The organism is Erythrobacter sp. YT30 (genome assembly GCF_001542875.1).
Taxonomy (GTDB): domain Bacteria; phylum Pseudomonadota; class Alphaproteobacteria; order Sphingomonadales; family Sphingomonadaceae; genus Erythrobacter.
In genome coordinates, this window is sequence record NZ_LMAF01000002.1 from 1,516,943 (window position 1) to 1,534,246 (window position 17,304).

Annotated in this window: 15 protein-coding genes; 5 read left to right on the plus strand and 10 right to left on the minus strand. The window is 58.2% G+C overall.

The features are described 5' to 3' along the window. The first annotated feature begins 219 nt into the window (after positions 1 to 219). From AUC45_RS11995 to AUC45_RS12010, 4 genes are all read left to right on the plus strand, one after another. Positions 220 to 2,388 (plus strand): DEAD/DEAH box helicase, encoded by a 2,169-nt coding sequence (locus AUC45_RS11995; RefSeq protein ID WP_197409562.1) that lies wholly within the window; start codon positions 220 to 222, stop codon positions 2,386 to 2,388. Positions 2,389 to 2,390: 2 nt separating this feature from the next. Next, a complete protein-coding gene (locus AUC45_RS12000) occupies positions 2,391 to 2,678 on the plus strand; it encodes a DCL family protein (protein ID WP_067602821.1) in 288 nt (95 codons plus the stop codon). Between the two features lie 492 nt (positions 2,679 to 3,170). Beyond that, complete coding sequence (locus AUC45_RS12005; protein ID WP_067602824.1) at positions 3,171 to 4,343, plus strand: site-specific integrase; 1,173 nt, start codon at positions 3,171 to 3,173, stop codon at positions 4,341 to 4,343. Next, a complete protein-coding gene (locus tag AUC45_RS12010; protein ID WP_067602827.1) occupies positions 4,340 to 5,536 on the plus strand; it encodes a tyrosine-type recombinase/integrase in 1,197 nt (398 codons plus the stop codon). Before AUC45_RS12005 ends, AUC45_RS12010 begins: the two co-directional genes overlap by 4 nt. A gap of 108 nt (positions 5,537 to 5,644) precedes the next feature. Here the strand turns inward: AUC45_RS12010 and AUC45_RS12015 are convergent, their stop codons facing one another. From AUC45_RS12015 to AUC45_RS12055, 9 genes are all read right to left on the minus strand, one after another. Then, the gene (locus tag AUC45_RS12015) at positions 5,645 to 7,618 is read right to left on the minus strand and encodes a heavy metal translocating P-type ATPase (protein ID WP_082701110.1); all 1,974 of its coding nucleotides are present in this window, start codon (positions 7,616 to 7,618) and stop codon (positions 5,645 to 5,647) included. A gap of 55 nt (positions 7,619 to 7,673) precedes the next feature. Beyond that, positions 7,674 to 8,096, minus strand: coding sequence for a hypothetical protein (locus AUC45_RS16035; RefSeq protein ID WP_233998745.1), 423 nt, complete (start codon positions 8,094 to 8,096; stop codon positions 7,674 to 7,676). Positions 8,097 to 8,130: 34 nt separating this feature from the next. Then, on the minus strand, positions 8,131 to 11,373 hold the full coding sequence (locus tag AUC45_RS12025) for an efflux RND transporter permease subunit (RefSeq protein ID WP_082701177.1): 3,243 nt from the start codon (positions 11,371 to 11,373) through the stop codon (positions 8,131 to 8,133). Between the two features lie 43 nt (positions 11,374 to 11,416). Continuing rightward, on the minus strand, positions 11,417 to 12,565 hold the full coding sequence (locus AUC45_RS12030; RefSeq protein WP_067603887.1) for an efflux RND transporter periplasmic adaptor subunit: 1,149 nt from the start codon (positions 12,563 to 12,565) through the stop codon (positions 11,417 to 11,419). Between the two features lie 11 nt (positions 12,566 to 12,576). After that, a complete protein-coding gene (locus AUC45_RS12035) occupies positions 12,577 to 13,815 on the minus strand; it encodes a TolC family protein (protein ID WP_067602830.1) in 1,239 nt (412 codons plus the stop codon). A gap of 62 nt (positions 13,816 to 13,877) precedes the next feature. Continuing rightward, complete coding sequence (locus tag AUC45_RS15780; RefSeq protein WP_156423838.1) at positions 13,878 to 14,297, minus strand: hypothetical protein; 420 nt, start codon at positions 14,295 to 14,297, stop codon at positions 13,878 to 13,880. Continuing rightward, a complete protein-coding gene (locus AUC45_RS12045; protein WP_067602835.1) occupies positions 14,294 to 14,938 on the minus strand; it encodes a class I SAM-dependent methyltransferase in 645 nt (214 codons plus the stop codon). The genes AUC45_RS15780 and AUC45_RS12045 overlap by 4 nt, the downstream gene beginning before the upstream one ends. 4 nt (positions 14,939 to 14,942) lie before the next feature. Further along, entirely contained in the window at positions 14,943 to 15,317 is a 375-nt protein-coding gene (locus AUC45_RS12050) for a DUF3703 domain-containing protein (protein WP_067602839.1), read from the minus strand. Continuing rightward, the gene (locus AUC45_RS12055) at positions 15,314 to 15,952 is read right to left on the minus strand and encodes a cation transporter (protein WP_067602842.1); all 639 of its coding nucleotides are present in this window, start codon (positions 15,950 to 15,952) and stop codon (positions 15,314 to 15,316) included. Before AUC45_RS12055 ends, AUC45_RS12050 begins: the two co-directional genes overlap by 4 nt. An 83-nt stretch (positions 15,953 to 16,035) precedes the next feature. Here AUC45_RS12055 and AUC45_RS15600 point away from each other — a divergent pair, with 83 nt between their 5' ends. Further along, positions 16,036 to 16,476: a helix-turn-helix domain-containing protein gene (locus tag AUC45_RS15600; protein WP_082701111.1), complete on the plus strand. Its 441-nt coding sequence runs from the start codon at positions 16,036 to 16,038 to the stop codon at positions 16,474 to 16,476. A 65-nt stretch (positions 16,477 to 16,541) separates the two neighbouring features. Here the strand turns inward: AUC45_RS15600 and AUC45_RS12065 are convergent, their stop codons facing one another. Next, on the minus strand, positions 16,542 to 17,288 hold the full coding sequence (locus AUC45_RS12065; protein WP_067602847.1) for a glutaredoxin family protein: 747 nt from the start codon (positions 17,286 to 17,288) through the stop codon (positions 16,542 to 16,544). Positions 17,289 to 17,304 lie beyond the last annotated feature (16 nt).

Below are 17,304 nucleotides of genomic sequence, written 5' to 3' on the forward strand. Positions count from 1 at the left end.
ATTGCTACCGCGGCTATCTCGCTGTCGGCCGAAATCGAAGTGAGGGACGCCGGAGCCGTCTTGTTAGAAAAGCTGTCCAACCATAGGGCAGCGAAGTTAGCCGAAGACCGAGAACTTGTGAAAGCGAATAGGAATGAGCGGCTCGGTGTTTCAATGCGCCTTGAAGCGCTTCGCCGCGAGATGGAGGATTCGGTTCTTGTCGAAACCGATGGTTCTTGGTTGACCGTCAATGACTTTCAACAAAAGCTTTGGTCCGGTGCCAAGACAGAAGACACATGGGTTTCAGCCTCCGCACCGACCGCATCGGGAAAGACATTCCTGATACTGCAATGGCTCAACAATTACGTTCGCACATCAGAAAGCCGCGTCGCAGTTTACCTTGCCCCGACGCGAGCACTGGTCACAGAAATCGAAAGCGAGTTGAAGACCCTTCTCAAGGATACCGAAAACGTCTCAGTCCATTCGATACCCTTGGTCGAAAAGTACACCGAGGCTCGAGCGCAAGACAAGAAAGTGATATTCGTCTTCACTCAGGAACGCCTGCACCTACTGATAAACATGCTCAAAGAGAATTGTCTGATCGACCTTTTGGTCGTCGATGAAGCCCACAAGATCGGAGACAATCAGCGCGGCGTTATCCTCCAGGATGCGGTTGAGCGAATTTCAAGGATCAACCCCGCCTTGAAGGCTGTTTTCGTCAGCCCAGCCACGCAAAACCCAGAAGAGCTTCTAACCGATGCGCCAGATGGCATAGCTCAATCATCAATCGACAGTGATACGCCAACGGTCCTTCAAAACGTGATCTTGGCGGAGCAAGTTAGGGGCAAGCCAAAAGAGTGGACACTAAACTTGGTGCGAGAGGAAAGCGACCTGCCGTTGGGGGTCTTGCATCTCGATAACAAAGCTGGAACCGTAAAGAAAAAACTAGCCTTCATTGCCGCCGCAGCTGGGGAGCGTGGCGGAACGCTAGTCTACTGCAATGGAGCGGCAGAGGCCGAAGATGTCGCCCTACTCATTAGTCAGCTACTCGACGAGCAAGATGATAAAGATCAGGAGCTTCTTGATCTTGCAGATTTGGCCCGAAAGGCAGTCCATCGAGATTACCAGCTAGCCCCTTTGGTGGAGCGCGGCGTAGCCTTTCACTATGGGAACATGCCTGCGCTCATTCGAATGGAGATTGAGCGGTTGTTCAAGAGCGGTAAGATCAAGTTTCTGGCCTGCACTTCCACGCTCATTGAAGGCGTAAACCTATCGTGCAGAACGATCGTGGTCAGAGGCCCCCGTAAAGGTCGGGGCCACCCGATGGAACCTCACGATTTCTGGAACCTTGCAGGGCGTGCCGGCCGCTGGGGCGATGAATTTCAAGGAAACATAATTTGTATTGAGCCAACTCACCCAACAGCCTGGCCGATGGGCGTGCCTGGAAGATCGCGCTATCCTATCAAACGAGAAACGGACGCGGTTCTAGGGCAGAATGAGGATTTAGCCTCATATCTTGAAGCACGGCTGTCCGACGACAACAGCAACATCTCGAACTCGGATGAATTTGAACAAGTTGGTGCGTATCTGATAAACACCTATTTGCGGCTCGGCTCACTTTCTGCGGCACCGTTGGCGAAGCGGCATAGCGCAGAAACCATTGAACTTCTCGAATCCAAACTCACGCAGATAGCAGATGAAATTGACCTTCCAATCGAGTTGGCAATCCGCCATCCTGGCGTAAACATTATTGGACTTCAGCGGTTGTTGGAGGCTTTTCGTGCTTACAAGAACGACCCCTCAAATTTATTGCCTGTGCCGTCCGAAAGCGTTGACGCATATGATCGCTTCGTAACGATCATGGAGCGGGTCAATGTGAACGTCGTACCCGTTTTTCTGCCGCCTGGTCTAATTCCACTTCATTCGTTGATCGTTGTCGAGTGGCTCAAGGGGTATTCCCTTGCCACGATTATCCGAAACCGCATCGACTATCAAAAGCGGAATGGGCGCTCATACCGGCTACCCAATCTCATCCGTGAGACGTTGGAAATTGTTGAGCAAACGGCGCGCTTCAAGGCCCCCAAATACCTGTCTTCTTACGTCGATGTCCTCAACCATCATCTCGTTGAAGTTGAGCGCTCCGACCTGATCGATGAGGAATTCGATATTGGTGTTGCTCTAGAATTTGGCGTCTCGAGTAAAACTTTGCTGTCACTTATGGAGCTGGGGCTATCCCGAATGACTGCGGTCGAACTCTATGAAAAGATTGCTCAGGATGACCTGGATAGGAACGGCTGCGTGAGATGGATACAAAGGTATGCACCTGAATTCGAAGGGATGAATGTCCCTAATCTCATCACCAAAGAGGTATTAGAGAAGGTGCCATTGGCAGACACAACTAGGAACTAAATATGCCAGCAAAACCCGTCACGATTGGCGAGCATCACTTTGCCAGGAAAGGAGATGCTCAAGACTTTTTCAGAGAGATGCTCTACAGATACGATCTTGCAGACAAAGTATCGCAAGAAGATGAAACCGTCCTCAGGCTTCTATTAGATCGCCACCCTGAAGCATCAGAGAAAATTGGAGCTGGCGTGGATAGCTTTAGCATTCGTTCGGCGGACTTTGGAACAAGGTGCTTTTGGATCAACCGAGTCGATGGTTCGACCGAAAAGTTCTCATTCAAGGCCTGCCTCTGACCAATAAGCTACAGCTCTCGACCCTATTCCATCAACCAACATATGACGGCACTAAGTTTGATAAGCCGACATTAGGCCAGCGGTGTCTTGCTCAAACCCTGTGTCATTGAGGTTTTTTTTGACCGGGGTAGGTCGGACGCTAGTGTCTCGCTTTCTTGAGAACAGCCGACCGCATTGAACGACCGAAATAGGGGCGCAAAGCAGAAGAGTCCGCACAGTAGGAAACGTTGCTCACGCTCCGATGGTGAAGAAGGCCAATGCTTTCCAAGAATCAGTCAGCCAATATGACTGGCACCATCCGCGCACATTGGAACTTGACAGGCACACCGTACGCAGTAGCACTGCTGTGTTTTGGGAAAAAGTGCAATAAAATCAGTGCGTGAGACGCTCAAGGTGCTCGGTAGAGAGGGCGCTGTTGAATGCCGCTCGGTCCCCGCAAATGCCAGTATTTCCAAGGGTTCTGGGGGCAGTTTGCACGAGGGCGAATGCCATATGGTCCCCAAGCGTCGAAGGTCTGCGCGCAGAGCACTTCTCGATGGTAATTTTGCCCGCCGCAAACTACCGCTGCGCGAGCGCGAATACTGCATCTGGGATACCGAACTTGCAGGCTTCGGCCTGCGCGTAAGGCCGAGCGGCAACTATTTCTGGTTCGTTCGCTTGCGGCATCGCGGTAAGCATCGTCGCATAACCCTTGGCCGGACCGACGAGCTTGAGGCGGGACTGGCGAGGGCGCAGGCTCGCCGCATCCTCGCCGAAGCCGCGCTCGACGGATTGCCAAAACGCGCAGTGGTCAAGGCCACTCCTACGATGGCCGATTTCGTTGAGGCCTATTGGGACGATCTTTCGCGCGTCTGGAAGCCTTCGACCACGAAGCGGAATTGGACCGCATGGAAGCTCACCATCAAACCCACGTTTGGTGACACGCGCGTAGCGGACATCCTCCCACCAGACATCCACCGCTGGCGCGATGGATGCGCGGGAGAGAGCGAGGTGAAGTTCAACCGCGCCGTTCCCGTGCTGTCCGCGTTGTTCAAGTATGCCGAAGCGCTCAAGATGCGTCGGCCAGGTTCGAACCCCTGCCGAGGCATGCCGCGTTACAAGCGGCAGAGCGTCGAGCGCTATTTGACGCCAGCCGAGTATCGCCGGATCGGAGCGGCCTTGCGTGATGCTGAGGCGGACCGGCCAGCAGAGGTCGCAATCGCTCGCCTGCTATTGTTCACCGGCGCGCGCGTGGGCGAGATCAAGAACCTGCGCTGGGAGTGGGTGAAGCCGCCCAGACTGCTGCTGCCAGACAGCAAGACTGGTCCCAAGGTGATTTGGCTCAACACGCAGGCGCAGGATGTCCTTGCCGGGATCGAGCGGCGCGAAGATTGCGATCTCGTTTTTCCGAACCGGACCGGGAAACGCCCGCTGAACTTCGATACCTGGTGGTACAAATTCCGGCGGCGCTGCGCTTTGCCCGACGTTCGTATCCATGATCTGCGCCACAGCTTCGCTTCGACAGCGATCATGGACAACGTGCCGCTATCGACCATTGGCAAGCTGCTTGGCCACAAGCTGGTCGAGACGACCGCAAAATATGCCCACCTGTCCGATGACGTGATCGGCGAAGCCGCAGAACGGGTATCTGGCTCGCTGGCGCAGGCGATTGGTCTCAGGCCATGACTGCCGCCAGTCTCAAGAAGATCGTCGAGGAGGCGCTTGCCGAGGTCGGGGCAACCGTCAACTTCAAGCTCGTTCCCAGAGGCAAGGCGCGAACGACGACCTGGCTGGGTGTCGAGCACGGCTTCGGCATTCGGCATTATCCGAGTGGTCGCAACGTCTACATCGTCCAGACCCGCATGGCAGGGCGCATGCGCACGGTGACAATCGGGCCTGCATCGGTCCTTACTCGTTATCAGGCTCAGATGGTCGCGCGTCGCGTTATCGCCTACGCGCAGGTCGGTCGCGATCCGGCCACCGAACGCCAGCGCATCCGTTCCGCGCCGAGCTTCGCCGACTTCGTGACCGAATATTGGGATCGCTGGGCACCACGCTGGAAAGCATCGACGCTGGAAACGCACACCGGCTACCGCCGTCGCTATCTCGATGACGCCTTCGCGGGTGTCTACATCGACCAACTCAACGAGGGCCACGTCACGAGCTGGTTTGCGGACCTCAACAATCGGACCGGGCCGGGAGCATCGAACCGGACCTTCGAAATCCTCAAGCACATGCTGAACAAGGCAGAGGAATGGGGCTACCGGCTCGAAAACACCAATCCGTGCCGCTCCGTTCGGCCCAACCGCAAGCGCCAGTGCGAGCGGTTCCTTTCCAATGATGAACTGGCCCGTCTGGGTGCTGAGCTGGCAAAACTGCGCGTATCAGAGGATCGCACCAAGCAGTGCGTCGGTGCGGCCATCACGCTCCTCTTGCTGACCGGCTGTCGGAAGAGCGAAATCCTTACGCTCGAATGGGCCGACATCAAGGGCAACCGTCTGCACTTGCGCGACAGCAAGACCGGACCGCGAACGGTATGGCTTGGCTCGGCTGCCCGCGAAGTGATCGCCGCGCTTCCGCGCTTCGAGAGGATTCCATACCCGTTTTGGAACTACCGCTATCGCAAGCCTCTTCGATGCGTGAATGGCTTCTGGCGCAGGCTCAGAGACGAAGCCGGATTACCCGGCGTTCGCATCCACGATCTGCGTCACACCTTTGCCAGCCACGCTGCGATGAACAAGGAAACTTTGCCGATGATCGGGAGGCTGCTCGGTCATGCCAATGTGCAGACGACGGCCCGATATGCGCATCTTGATGATGGGCATTTGCTCGAGGCGGTGCAGGAAATCGGGAATGCGATCGAACGCATGCTCAGATAGCTGGCGGCTTTGGGTGGAAAGCGCATGTCTTTATTCACTAGCTTACGTTCCCTTTAACCTGAACGAACAGACTATATCGAATTTGCGATAGCCACCATCATGCGTTTTCTATTTGAATCGCAGAAGGCGGAGAGCGTTGAATACTACCAGAAGTGTCGAACCCTCATGCATCACGACAGCGGGTCCGATTCCCAAACCAAATATTGTTGCTGGGACAAGGATCGCGACCACTCCCAGACTGACATAGACGTTCTGGCGTATGACACTGCGCGATCTGCGCGAAAGACCTACAGCGAAAGGCAGGTGTCGCAGATCGTCGGCCATCAGCGCGACATCAGCGGTTTCAAGCGCGACATCGGAACCTGCGGCTCCCATTGCGATACCGACCGTGGCGCGGGCCATCGCTGGAGCATCGTTAACGCCGTCGCCGACCATGGCCACTTTCGCCTCGGTACTCAGGGCCTCGATTGTCGCGACCTTATCGTCCGGCATCAGGTCGCCCCGTGCTTCGTCAAGTCCTACTTCGGCAGCAATCGCCTGGGCCACGTTGGTGTGATCGCCGGAGATCATCAGCATGCGCTCAATTCCAAGTTCGCGCAGTGCCGCAAGGGTTTCTTTCGCGCCCTCGCGCGCCGTGTCCATCATGGCGATCACGCCGAGGTCGCGATTGCCATGGCGAATAGCCATGGTCGTGCAGCCTTTCTCGCGAAGCTGCGCAATTGTTTCGGCCACTTCGCTGGTTAGCGGTTTCAAGCCGTCGTTTCCGAACATCACCGCTTTGCCGATCCAGACGGTCTCACCCTGAAGTTGTGCCTTCACTCCGCGACCTGTCAGGCTTTCGAGGTTCTCTGCGCTGGGAATAGCCGCGCCGTCCATGCGCGCCTTGCCATCGCGAACCACCGCCTGTGCCAAGGGGTGATCGCTGAGCGCCTCCACCGCGACCGCGACAGAAAGCAATTCGGTTTCGTCGACGCCTGGAGCAGGAATGACTTCGGTAATCCGAGGTTCGCCTTCGGTAAGCGTTCCGGTCTTGTCGAACGCAATCGCCTTGAGCGTCCCGAGGTCTTCCAGCGCGGCTCCACCTTTGACCAAGACACCGCCGCGCGCGGCCCGGGCCACACCCGAGAGCACAGCGCTTGGTGTCGCGATAGCGAGTGCGCAGGGGCTCGCCGCAACCAGCACGGCCATGGAGCGGTAAAAGCTTTCGCTGAATGGCTCATCAATCACCAGCGGCGCGCACAGGAGGACTGCTGCAAGCAAGAGAACGAGCGGCACAAAGACACGTTCGAACTTGTCCGTCATCCGCTGAGTTGGCGAGCGCTCGGTCTCTGCTTGCGCTACGAGCTCGGCCACTTTGCTCAGCGTACTTTCGCTGGCCTTGCGCGTTACCTCAACCTCCAGCGCGCCGCTGCCATTGATCGTGCCCGCAAATGCCCTCGATTCAGCCTTGATAGAGGCTGGCGTAGTGCGCGCGGCGTCACGATCCTCTGCTGGCGACTTGTCGACGGGAATGCTCTCTCCAGTGACCGGCGCCTGATTGATGGCCGATTGGCCCTTCACGATGAAACCGTCTGCTGGCAACCGCTCGTTGGGACGAACGAGGACGACATCGCCTACGACAAGGTCTTCAACGGGAACATCGACCGGCGAACCATCGCGCAGAACAGTCGCGCGTTCGGGCGCGAGTTCCGAAAGCGCGTCAATAGCGCGTTTGGCCCGGCCCATCGCGTAATTCTCGAGCGCATGGCCGAGGCTGAAGAGAAACAGAAGTAGCGATCCCTCGGCGAACTCACCCAGGATTGCAGCGCCTGTGGCTGCCACGAGCATCAGGGAATCGATCTTGAACTTGCCTGCCAGGGCGTTTCCAACGGCTTCCTTCAGCGTATAAAAGCCACCGAAGAAATAGGCTGCGATATAGAAGGAGAGAGGAACCCACCCCGGGGGTTGATCTGCCAGCTGCTCGATGCCGAAGCCTATTGCCAGACTGATCCCGGACAGCAGAGCAAAGATCAGCTCGGTTCGTTCACCGAATATGCCGCCATGATCGTGCGAATGGTCGCCTTCGTGTTCATGCTTTTTCATTGCTTTAGATGCCTACCCTGATCTCTTTCTCGCTCTAGAGCTCGCCTGAACTGCGTCAGTGTACGCTCTGACCTTCAGGCGCTTTGAGCGACGTGGCTGGGCACCGATGAAAGATACGTGCTACGCCTCGATAATTGCGCGTGACCAACCGCTCTGAACTGCGCTCTTCGATTGTGAGATGACGAACCCTCATCGGGCGTTCGTGCCCCGCGAATGGCATATGTGCGTGAGTATAGGCTATTGCATCGCTTTCATCCCGCCAGATACCCACGGCTGCTGGCGCTCCGTCCGGAAGCTGCACTTCCGCATAGTAGCCATCTGCAAAGAATACCCATGCCGGACCAGCCTCGCATGACGCCGTTTCCCCTAGGCTCCAGACTCCGGCGAGAGGCGCTGGCGTGACATCGTCTTGTGCCAGGGCCGGACCGACCATCATGCCAGTGCCGGCGAGCGCTACTGCAATCTTGAATTTCTTCATCTTCTTCTCCTTCAATCCAACCTCTCGCCTCGCGTCACGTTCCTTGCAGCGGACGAGACGGCGCTTCGATGGTTTCGCCTTCATCCGTCGCGGCTTCTTGGGCTACTCTCTTGGCAAAGATTAGGCTGACGATGGCGGGTAGTACGAATAGCGTCAAAGCGGTCGCGGTAATGAGGCCACCGATAACTACTGTAGCCAATGGACGCTGAACTTCCGCCCCCGTTCCGGTTGCAATGGCCATCGGAACGAAGCCCAAGGAGGCGACGAGAGCTGTCATCAGGACCGGACGCAGACGTGCAATAGCGCCCTCTATGATTGCGTCGACCAGCGCCAGCCCCTCGGCAAGGCGCTGCTTGATGGCCGTGATCATCACCAGTCCATTGAGCGTCGCGACCCCTGAAAGAGCTATGAAGCCGACCGCAGCAGAAATAGAGAACGGCATGCCACGTAGTGCGAGAAAGAACACGCCACCGGCCAGGGCGAGTGGGATCGCGCTGAACACGGCCAATGCCGAAGTCCAGCTGCCCACTGCCATATAAAGCAAGAGCAGAATTACCGCGAAGACGAGCGGGACGACGATGAAAAGTCGCTGCTGCGCCTGTTGCAGATTCTGGTATTGGCCGCCCCACTCGATGAGGGACCCTGACGGAAGCGTGACGTTGTCCGCAACCGCGGCTTGGGCTTCGCTCACGAATGACCCAAGATCCCGTTCGCGGACATTCGCAGACACGATCACCAGTCGGCGGCCCTGCTCCCGTCGCACTTCCGCCAGACCGTCCACTACCCTGAATTCTGCAACGGCGCGCAACGGAACGCTGCCACCGCTCGGCAAGGCAATCGGCAGGACACCCAGCTGATCAAAGTCGTTGCGATTGGCGTCGGAAAGCCGGACAACAATGTCGAAGCGACGGTCACCTTTGAAAACCAGTCCAGCATTCCGACCGCCCAGAGCGACGGCAACGGTCTGCGCAACTTCTTTGACGGTTAGGCCGTAGCGCGCAATCGTGGGACGGTCGAAAGCGATGTCGAGAGTCGGGAACCCCGACACTTGCTGAACCTTCACGTCTGCCGCGCCGTCGATCCCTCCAAGAACGGAAGCGACTTCGTTGGCAGTCGCTGTCATGGCGGCAAGATCATCGCCGTATAGCTTCACGGCGACATCGCCGCGCACCCCGGCGATAAGCTCGTTGAAGCGCAGTTCGATCGGTTGGCTGAATTCGTAGAGATTACCAACCAGATCGCCGAGCGCTTCTTCCATCTCGTTCACCAGTTCGTCCTTCGTGAGCGAGGGATCGGGCCACTCGCTTCGTGGCTTGAGGATGACATAGGCGTCCGAGATATTCGGCGGCATCGGATCGGTAGCGACCTCTGCCGTTCCGGTGCGAGAAAAGACCAGGTCGACCTGCGGAAACTGCTCAAGACGGCTTTCGACCTGCTTTTGCATATCTAGCGAACGCTCAAGCGGGGTCGAAGGAATACGCAGCGATTGCACGGCCAGATCTCGCTCATCGAGCTGCGGCGTGAACTCGCTCCCGAGAAAGGTGAAGATCAGCGCTGCGAGTGCAAATACTCCTGCACCCGTTCCTATCACCGGCCACGGGCGAGCGAGCGCCTTGCGAAGCAGAGGCTCGTAGCGATCCTTGGCCAGTCGGATCGGCTTCATTTCCGTTTCACTGACCTCCTTGTTCAGCAAAAGCGCAACCATCGCCGGAACGAAGGTGAGCGAGAGGATGAAGGCCGATGCCAGCGCGAGCATCACGGTGATGGCCATGGGCGAAAAGGTCTTGCCCTCGACCCCGCTGAAGGTGAGCAAAGGGGCGAAGACAAGCAGGATGATCGCTTGTCCATAGACCGTCGGTTTGATCATTTCCTGCGCGGCAAGGCGTGTCTCGACGAGCCGCTCGGGCAGGGAAAGCAGACGGCCTTCATGCTCCTGCCTGGCGGCGAGACGGGCGATACTGTTCTCGACGATGATGACCGCGCCATCGACGATCAGCCCGAAATCGAGCGCCCCAAGGCTCATCAGATTGCCTGATACGCCCAGCCGGTTCATGCCGATGGCTGCCATCAGCATCGAAAGCGGGATCACCAGTGCGGCTATGATCGCGGCACGAATATTGCCGAGCAGCAGAAACAGGATCACGATGACCAGCAGCGCACCCTCGGTCAGGTTGTTGCGAACCGTCCTGATCGTCGCATCCACCAGGGTGGAGCGATTGTAGACGATTTCCGCCGCAACTCCGAAAGGCAGAGACCCGCGCACCTCTTCCAGTCGCTCGGCCGCGCCGGCTGCGACTGTGCGGCTGTTTTCGCCCGCGCGCATCAACACTGTGCCGATGACTGCCTCTTCGCCGTTGAGCGAACCTGCGCCTGTTCGCAGATCACCGCCGACTTCAACCGTGGCAATATCGGCAACGCGAATAGGAATGCCTTCGCGCGTCGCGATAACGGCCTGCTCGATATCTTTGACGGTACCCAACCGGGCATCTACTCTGGCTAGCAGGGCCTCGCCCGCGCGCTCGACGAAGTTTGCCCCGTCGGCCTGGTTTGCGGCTTGCAGTGCCGCGATGACTTGCTCGATTGAAACGCCGTATCCCGCGAGGCGATCTGGATCGGGCTGCACGAGGTACTGCTTTTCGTAACCACCAATCGTGTCGACGCCAGCAACGCCATCGGTCGATCGCATGAGCGGTGCGACAATCCAGTCCTGAACTGTCCGCAGGTATGCCGCTCTCGCCACCTCGGTATCCAGCACCTCACCGTCATCGGTGACGAAGCTTCCATCGGGTTGCCATCCCATCGGTCCGCCGCTCGGGGCATCTTCGCCGTAGGATCGGTCGAACTCGACGGTGTACATCAGAACTTCGCCGAGCCCGGTCGAGATTGGCCCCATCGAAGGCTCGGCACCCTCAGGCAGCGAGGCGGCAAGCGTTGCTAGCCTTTCTTCCACCTGCGTCCGCGCGAAATAGAGGTCGGTGCCCTCCTCGAAAATCGCGGTTACCTGGCTGAACCCGTTGCGAGAGATCGAGCGGGTCATTTCCAGCCCTTCGATGCCCGCCATGCCGGTTTCGACCGGGAAGGTAACCTGCGTTTCGATTTGGGAGGGAGAGAGTGCCGGAGCCTCGGTGTTGATCTGCACTTGCACATTGGTGATGTCGGGCACCGCATCGATCGGCAGACGCGCGAGGTTGAATGCACCCCAGATCGCGACGCCGAGAGCGATACACACAACTGCCCAGCGGAAGCGAACCGAGAGATCAAGGATCGAACCGATCATTCCTGATCGGTGCTGTTTCTCTGGCCCGAGCGGAGTTGAGGTATCAATGGCCATGCTCGGCTTCCTCCTTTCCGAGCTCGGCCTTCAGAAGAAAGGCATTGCGCGTTGCGATCTGCTGACCTTCGCGCAGACCCGACCTTATCTCTATACGCCCCGCTGAGCTTGCACCGGTCGTCACCGGCATAGCCTGGAAACCGCTTGCCATGCGGACAAAGACGACCTCGCGCCCTTCCACCGTCTGCACAGCATCGTCAGGTACCGAAATCGTCGCATCATCGGCCTCACCCGAGGGGCGGATCCGTGCCTGCAAGAATGCTCCCGGTCGGAGGTCAGGTGCGCCCCGCGCGAGCGATATTACGGCAGTGGCGCTACGGTTTTCGGGGTCAAGTGCGGGCGTGATCGAACGCACGCGCCCGCCGATCTCGCGGCCCCGCCCCAATTCAAGAGTAGTCTCGTCCCCAGGCCTGATCCTCGCTGCATCATTTGCAGGAAGTGCGACCTGGACCTGCAATCCGCTGGCGTTGACGACCTGGAACAGCTCATCGCCGGCAGACACATAGGCTCCCAGAACAATCGGGGCGCTGGTGACCTGCCCGGCAATTGGACTGGTGACGGCGAGAGAGCGTCCATCGCCGCTCACTCCCGCTGCCGCGGCAGCCGCCTGAGCGCGAGACAATTCCGCTTGTGCAACCCGAAGATTGGCCTGTGCCGCTTCGAGGTCCTGTCGCGCGGTGACATTTGCTTCGAAGAGGCGACGTTCGCGATCGTAGAGTGCCGACAACTCATTGACGCGAGCGCGCGCTGTTGCGACCTGCGATGCGAGTCCCGCTGCATCGGCGCTTTCGATCCTTGCGATTGCCTCTCCTTGCCGCACGTAATCGCCGAGGGTTTTGTTGACGCTGCGCACGACCCCGGAAGCACGCGCGTCGATACGAGCGCTCGCGTTGGGTGCAGCGGCGACGGTTGCCGGGAAAACGAGCTCGGTGACAGAGCCAGTCCGGACCGTCTCGATGCCGATCGAAGAGGCCTCGATTTGCCTCTGATCGATCTGCACAATGCCCTCGAGCGTGCGGGTTTCCTCGCCGTGTTCTTCTTCGCCGTGCTCTTCTGAAGCTGTGGGCCAGAAAGCCCAAATCGCGATAACAGCCAGAAAGAGAAGGCCAATGGATGCGAGTAGGTAGCTACGTTTCATGACTGTGATCCTCACTCTGCCGCCAGCCAGATCAGGCGCGCTGCAAGGGTGGCCCGCGTCTCTTCTGCTTCGATCAGGTTTTCACGAATAGCGTCGCGCGCCTCGGCGGCAGCCAGGGCTTCAATCAGGGGGAAGCGTCCGTTGCGATAGCCGATCTCGACCAATCTGAGCGCCTCCTCGGCTTGCGGCAGGCTCGAGCGTGACAAGGTTTCGACCCTCGTCTCGGCAGAAAGATAAAGCGTTCGAGTGCGCTCGAACTCCAATCGATAATCGGCTTCGACAATCGCTTCCTGCGCCTGCGCAGCGCGCGCCTGCGCTTCGGCGGCAGCGATGTTGCCCTGGTTGCGGTTGCCGAAAGGAAGCGGAATGGTAACGCCGATAATGAAGGCCTGGTCGTTACTGCCCTCGAAGCGCCGCACACCCGCCATGACCGTCGGGTCCGGCACGCCAAGCGAGCGTTCGCGAGCGATCTCGGCCTGCGCGAGTGCGGTGCGAGAACCGGCCAATCGCAACGGCAGCGGATCAGATGCATCATTCGTAGCAACGGGTGGACTAATGTCGGGGAAAGAAGACGCGACACGCCAAGGTACTTCTGTGGGCACCCACAGCGCAGTGAGAGCTCGCCTCGAAGCAATCTCGTCAGCTTCAGCAGCCTGCAATTGCGCTTCCGCTTCGGCAAGCGATGCCTGCGCTCGCATGGCGCGCAGAGGAGGCTCACGCCCGAGCTCGACCAGCACGGTTGCGATACGCGCAAGTTCGCGATTGCGCTCTACGATTTCACGCGCGAGTTCGACGCGTTGTCCAGCGGCGACTGCCGCAATGTAGCGCTCCCTCACGGCCAGCGCAAGTTCAGCGGTCGACATATCCCGGCGAACCCCCGCGATCCTCGCCGATGCTTGCGCGCTTCCGATGCGCGCGCGGCGCTTGCCGCCAAGCTCGATCTGCTGTGCGAAGCCCAGCGTGTACTCGCTGGATCGGAGACCGGAAAACGCTCCTGTTCCCGCAATATTCTCCGCCTCGAAGCTCAGTTCCGGATTGGGTCGCAGCCGCGCCTGCTCAATTGCTGCGCGCGCTGCCTCCTCCTGCGCCTGAGGTCCGTAAACCCTCGGATTGGCAGACGCAGCGTCTCCCGCGCCGCTGCCAACGTCCGCGCGTTCAAGCGCATCGTCGAGCGTGATCGTGTCTTGTGCCCATGTTTGCGAACCGGTGGACGCGGCCATCAGCGCCGCGGCCAGTGCAATGCACCGCATTTCGTATCTCCTGACTGAAACCGGGTGAACGGGATTGCGCTCACCTCAGAAAAAGGTTTCGGTCAGGCCTTGGGTGGTTGCTTGGGTACGGACGGCGTGCGCGACGCCATTGGTGCTACACGCAGCGGCCGCTTCAACGGTTCTCGATGCCAGAATGCATTCGATGCGAGATTGCCGGTTTCGCTAAGATTGAAACTGCAGTTGTGATGGTGGCCACCCGTGTGATCCTGCTGGGTCTGACTGTCATCCGGGAAGTCGGCATCGAAATGTTCCGCGCCATGCGCGTAGACGTGGTCCGCGGCGTGGGCAAACGTCTCGCCCTGTTCTGCATGCACATCGGGCAGCATCAGAAGATTGCTGAAGAGCAGTGCGATAAGCGCGAGAAAAGGCATGACTAAGCGTCGCATTTCTGAAGTGTTTTTAGGGTTCCAGCGCGCATGATGCAAGGAGCTATCCTGGAAAGGTTGTTCGAGGCCGCTCACGCCTTTTCGCCTACAAATTCATAGGCACAGCCAAACAGAAACTCGCGGAAATGAACTTCACGAAGATGTTCGCGCGCGGGTATCCACGGTTGAAACTCTTCATATTCGCGCGACACACCAAACGATTTAGTCAGAAGGATGCCGATATTGATTAGCCAGCGCGGCCAGCTTTCGGGGTGTTTGAGGCCTAGCAGCGCCAAGTGTCCGCCTGCAGGCAGTGCATCGGAGGCGCGTCCGATGATGTCTGCATAGTCCGGCGGCATCTCCAGGCCGAACGTGCTGATCACCGCGTCTATACCATTTGGAAATTGGAAACCCGCTACGTCCGCATGGACAAACGCCACATTTTTTGCCTGACGGCGCGATGCACGCTTACGCGCCTTGGCCAGCATGCCTTGTGATAAATCCACAAGGGTCACTCTGCCTTCCGCTCCGACCCTGTCGAGCAAGAACGGAAGGTTAGCACCGGTCCCAGCGCACAAGTCGACGACATGATCGCCCCGCTTGACGTTCATCCTCTCGACGAGGTTGCGGCGCCAGCGGCTCAATCCGACCCATCGGAACCCGGTCACCAGTAGGTCGTAGACGCCCGCGTTCCTGTCATAAAGGCGCTCTACCTGTGCGTTTGAGAGTATGCCCATTTTGCTATTGCCTATGAGCCTCGTCAGATCGCGACAGCACTTCTGCGAGGTCATCGGGATAGGGCATTGGCGCAAAGGCGCTCACATTGGACCGTCCCGTATTTCCCCGGGGTAACTTGCCCGTCATATTGCCGAGCGGTGCCAGAACCAGTCGCACGAACTGTCCGATAGCTTCGCCAATTTCGCCTTGTGTGAGAGCAAACCTGAGCATCGCAACATGCGATCGAATATGCAGCCAGAGAAATGCCTGACCGAGGATGTGCTCGCGCTCTAGTGCGGTCCACGCTGCCCCACGATTTCCTTCTTGTTTTGCTTTTTGGAAAGCGGCTTTTTCAATCTCAATCAGAGAGAGAATGCGCTCTTTCGCGAGGACGCTCATTTGCTTTCACTTCCACTTAGATGAAGGCGCTCAGACCTAAGCTCTGACATCGCCTGCCGCGCGATGGCGATGGACGACCGGAGGAACAAGCCTGCCAGCATGATTGCCACGAGCAAATCCGGCAAAGCACTCGCGGTCGCGGCGACAAGAAGGCCCGCGACGATCACCGCGACATTGCCAATCGCGTCATTGCGCGAACACAGCCAGACCGAGCGAACGTTGCTGTCGCCGTCGCGCCATTTGAGCAGAATGATAACGCTCGTTACATTCGCGGCGAGCGCAAGCAGAGCGACCAGGCTCATGGTCTGCGCCTCAGGCGGCACGCCTTCTGCAAACCGCAATGCGGTCATTCCAAGAACTGCAATGGCGATGAACGCGAGAGAACCGCTCTTGATCAGCGAAGCCATGGCTCTCGTTCGAATGGATGCGCCGATCACAGCCAAGCTGAGGCCATAAGTTGCGGCGTCCCCAGCGAAGTCAAGGGCATCGGCTTTCAGCGCCTGCGAGCCGGAGGTCATTCCGGCCCACATTTCGACAACGAACATGGTCGCATTGATCGCTATGACCGCAATCAATGCCCGCTTGTAGGCCGGTGACAAGCCATCAAACACTCTTTCTTCGCAACAGCCTGACATTGTTCTTTCTTCCCGAGTCGTAATGACAGGCAGCTTGATACAAGCTACAGTGACTGTAGCTTCAAGCGGAAAATGATAAGTATATGGGATCTATAGCGATTGGAGAGCTTTCCAGGCGGTCCGGCGTGAAGATTACGACGGTACGCTACTACGAGCGTGTCGGACTAATGACGAAGCCCGAGCGCAGCGCCGGCGGGCAGAGAATGTATCGGGAAGATGATGTAAAGCGCATCAGCTTCATAAAGCATTCGCGCCATCTCGGCTTCTCTTTGGATGCCATTCGCGAGATGCTGCAGCTCCAAACTACCCCGACGATGGATTGTTCTACGGCTAACGAAATCGCCGAAACGCAGCTTGCGCTTGTCAGACAACGCATCGCCCAACTCTCGTCTCTGGAAAACGAGCTGGAGCGTATCGCCAAGGCTTGCGGCGGTGGTGCCGCAGCGGATTGCAAGGTTATCGAAGCTCTCGGCGATCACAGCCAATGTGATACTGACCGACACGAAAAAGTCGAAGGGCTTTAGGAGCCGAGTGGGTCCTGAAAGTGCGGCTTGAGGCCTGAACGTTAGCGGCGCGCATGCTGAGCAAACTACAGCAATGCAGGCTTCACAATCATCCAGATCGCCATACCGATCATGAAGAGGTTCTCGGTGAGCGAGACGAGCCCAAGCGGTACATTACTGTCACCTCCGACGCAGGCGCATTTGAGTTCTCGCTTGTCGAGATAGACCGCCTTGAAGACGCTTACCGCACCAATCGTACCGATGAAGAGCGCGACGGGAATCGAGATTACGTTCAGGATATGCGCCGTCATCAAGACACCTGCCAGCCCCTCGGCGAACGGGTAGATGTAGCCGTAGGGCACCCAGCGCTTCGCAAGCAGGTCGTAATTCAGGAACATGGTCGAAAAACTCTCGACATCGCGCAGCTTGAGGTAGGCAAGGCCGCACATCGAAAAGCTCACAAACCACTCGGCGGTTAGGATCGACAGCGGTTGCCCGGTGGCGACCCATGCCGCACCCAATGCCATCAGTGCCATCATGCCGAAGAGCGCAGCAACCGGCTGATAGCTTGTGCCCTCCTTCTCGACAGGGTTTCCGAAATGCGCCGCGAGGTCGGTGTAGCCTCCGATGCGCTCATCACCGATCCATGCCTGCGGCGTGGTCTTGACGCCGTACTTCTCCTTGAAAGCGTCGGTCTCCTCGCGGGTGGTGAGGTAGTGATCGTCCACCTGATAGCCCCGCCGTTCGAGAAGCCATTTCGACTTGATGCCATAAGGACAGGTGTGGTTCTCCATCACCATGCGGTAAAGTTTGGCGGTCTTGGATTTCGACATCGAATTGACCTCTTAA

Bases quoted from the DNA above. Each gene is read 5' to 3' on its own strand.
- AUC45_RS12000 (WP_067602821.1), top strand. From the start codon at position 2,391: ATGCCAGCAAAACCCGTCACGATTGGCGAGCATCACTTTGCCAGGAAA.
- AUC45_RS12005 (WP_067602824.1), top strand. From the start codon at position 3,171: ATGGTCCCCAAGCGTCGAAGGTCTGCGCGCAGAGCACTTCTCGATGGT.
- AUC45_RS12010 (WP_067602827.1), top strand. From the start codon at position 4,340: ATGACTGCCGCCAGTCTCAAGAAGATCGTCGAGGAGGCGCTTGCCGAG.
- AUC45_RS12015 (WP_082701110.1), bottom strand. From the start codon at position 7,618: ATGAAAAAGCATGAACACGAAGGCGACCATTCGCACGATCATGGCGGC.
- AUC45_RS16035 (WP_233998745.1), bottom strand. From the start codon at position 8,096: ATGAAGAAATTCAAGATTGCAGTAGCGCTCGCCGGCACTGGCATGATG.
- AUC45_RS12025 (WP_082701177.1), bottom strand. From the start codon at position 11,373: ATGATCGGTTCGATCCTTGATCTCTCGGTTCGCTTCCGCTGGGCAGTT.
- AUC45_RS12030 (WP_067603887.1), bottom strand. From the start codon at position 12,565: ATGAAACGTAGCTACCTACTCGCATCCATTGGCCTTCTCTTTCTGGCT.
- AUC45_RS12035 (WP_067602830.1), bottom strand. From the start codon at position 13,815: ATGCGGTGCATTGCACTGGCCGCGGCGCTGATGGCCGCGTCCACCGGT.
- AUC45_RS12045 (WP_067602835.1), bottom strand. From the start codon at position 14,938: ATGGGCATACTCTCAAACGCACAGGTAGAGCGCCTTTATGACAGGAAC.
- AUC45_RS12050 (WP_067602839.1), bottom strand. From the start codon at position 15,317: ATGAGCGTCCTCGCGAAAGAGCGCATTCTCTCTCTGATTGAGATTGAA.
- AUC45_RS12055 (WP_067602842.1), bottom strand. From the start codon at position 15,952: ATGTCAGGCTGTTGCGAAGAAAGAGTGTTTGATGGCTTGTCACCGGCC.
- AUC45_RS15600 (WP_082701111.1), top strand. From the start codon at position 16,036: ATGGGATCTATAGCGATTGGAGAGCTTTCCAGGCGGTCCGGCGTGAAG.
- AUC45_RS12065 (WP_067602847.1), bottom strand. From the start codon at position 17,288: ATGTCGAAATCCAAGACCGCCAAACTTTACCGCATGGTGATGGAGAAC.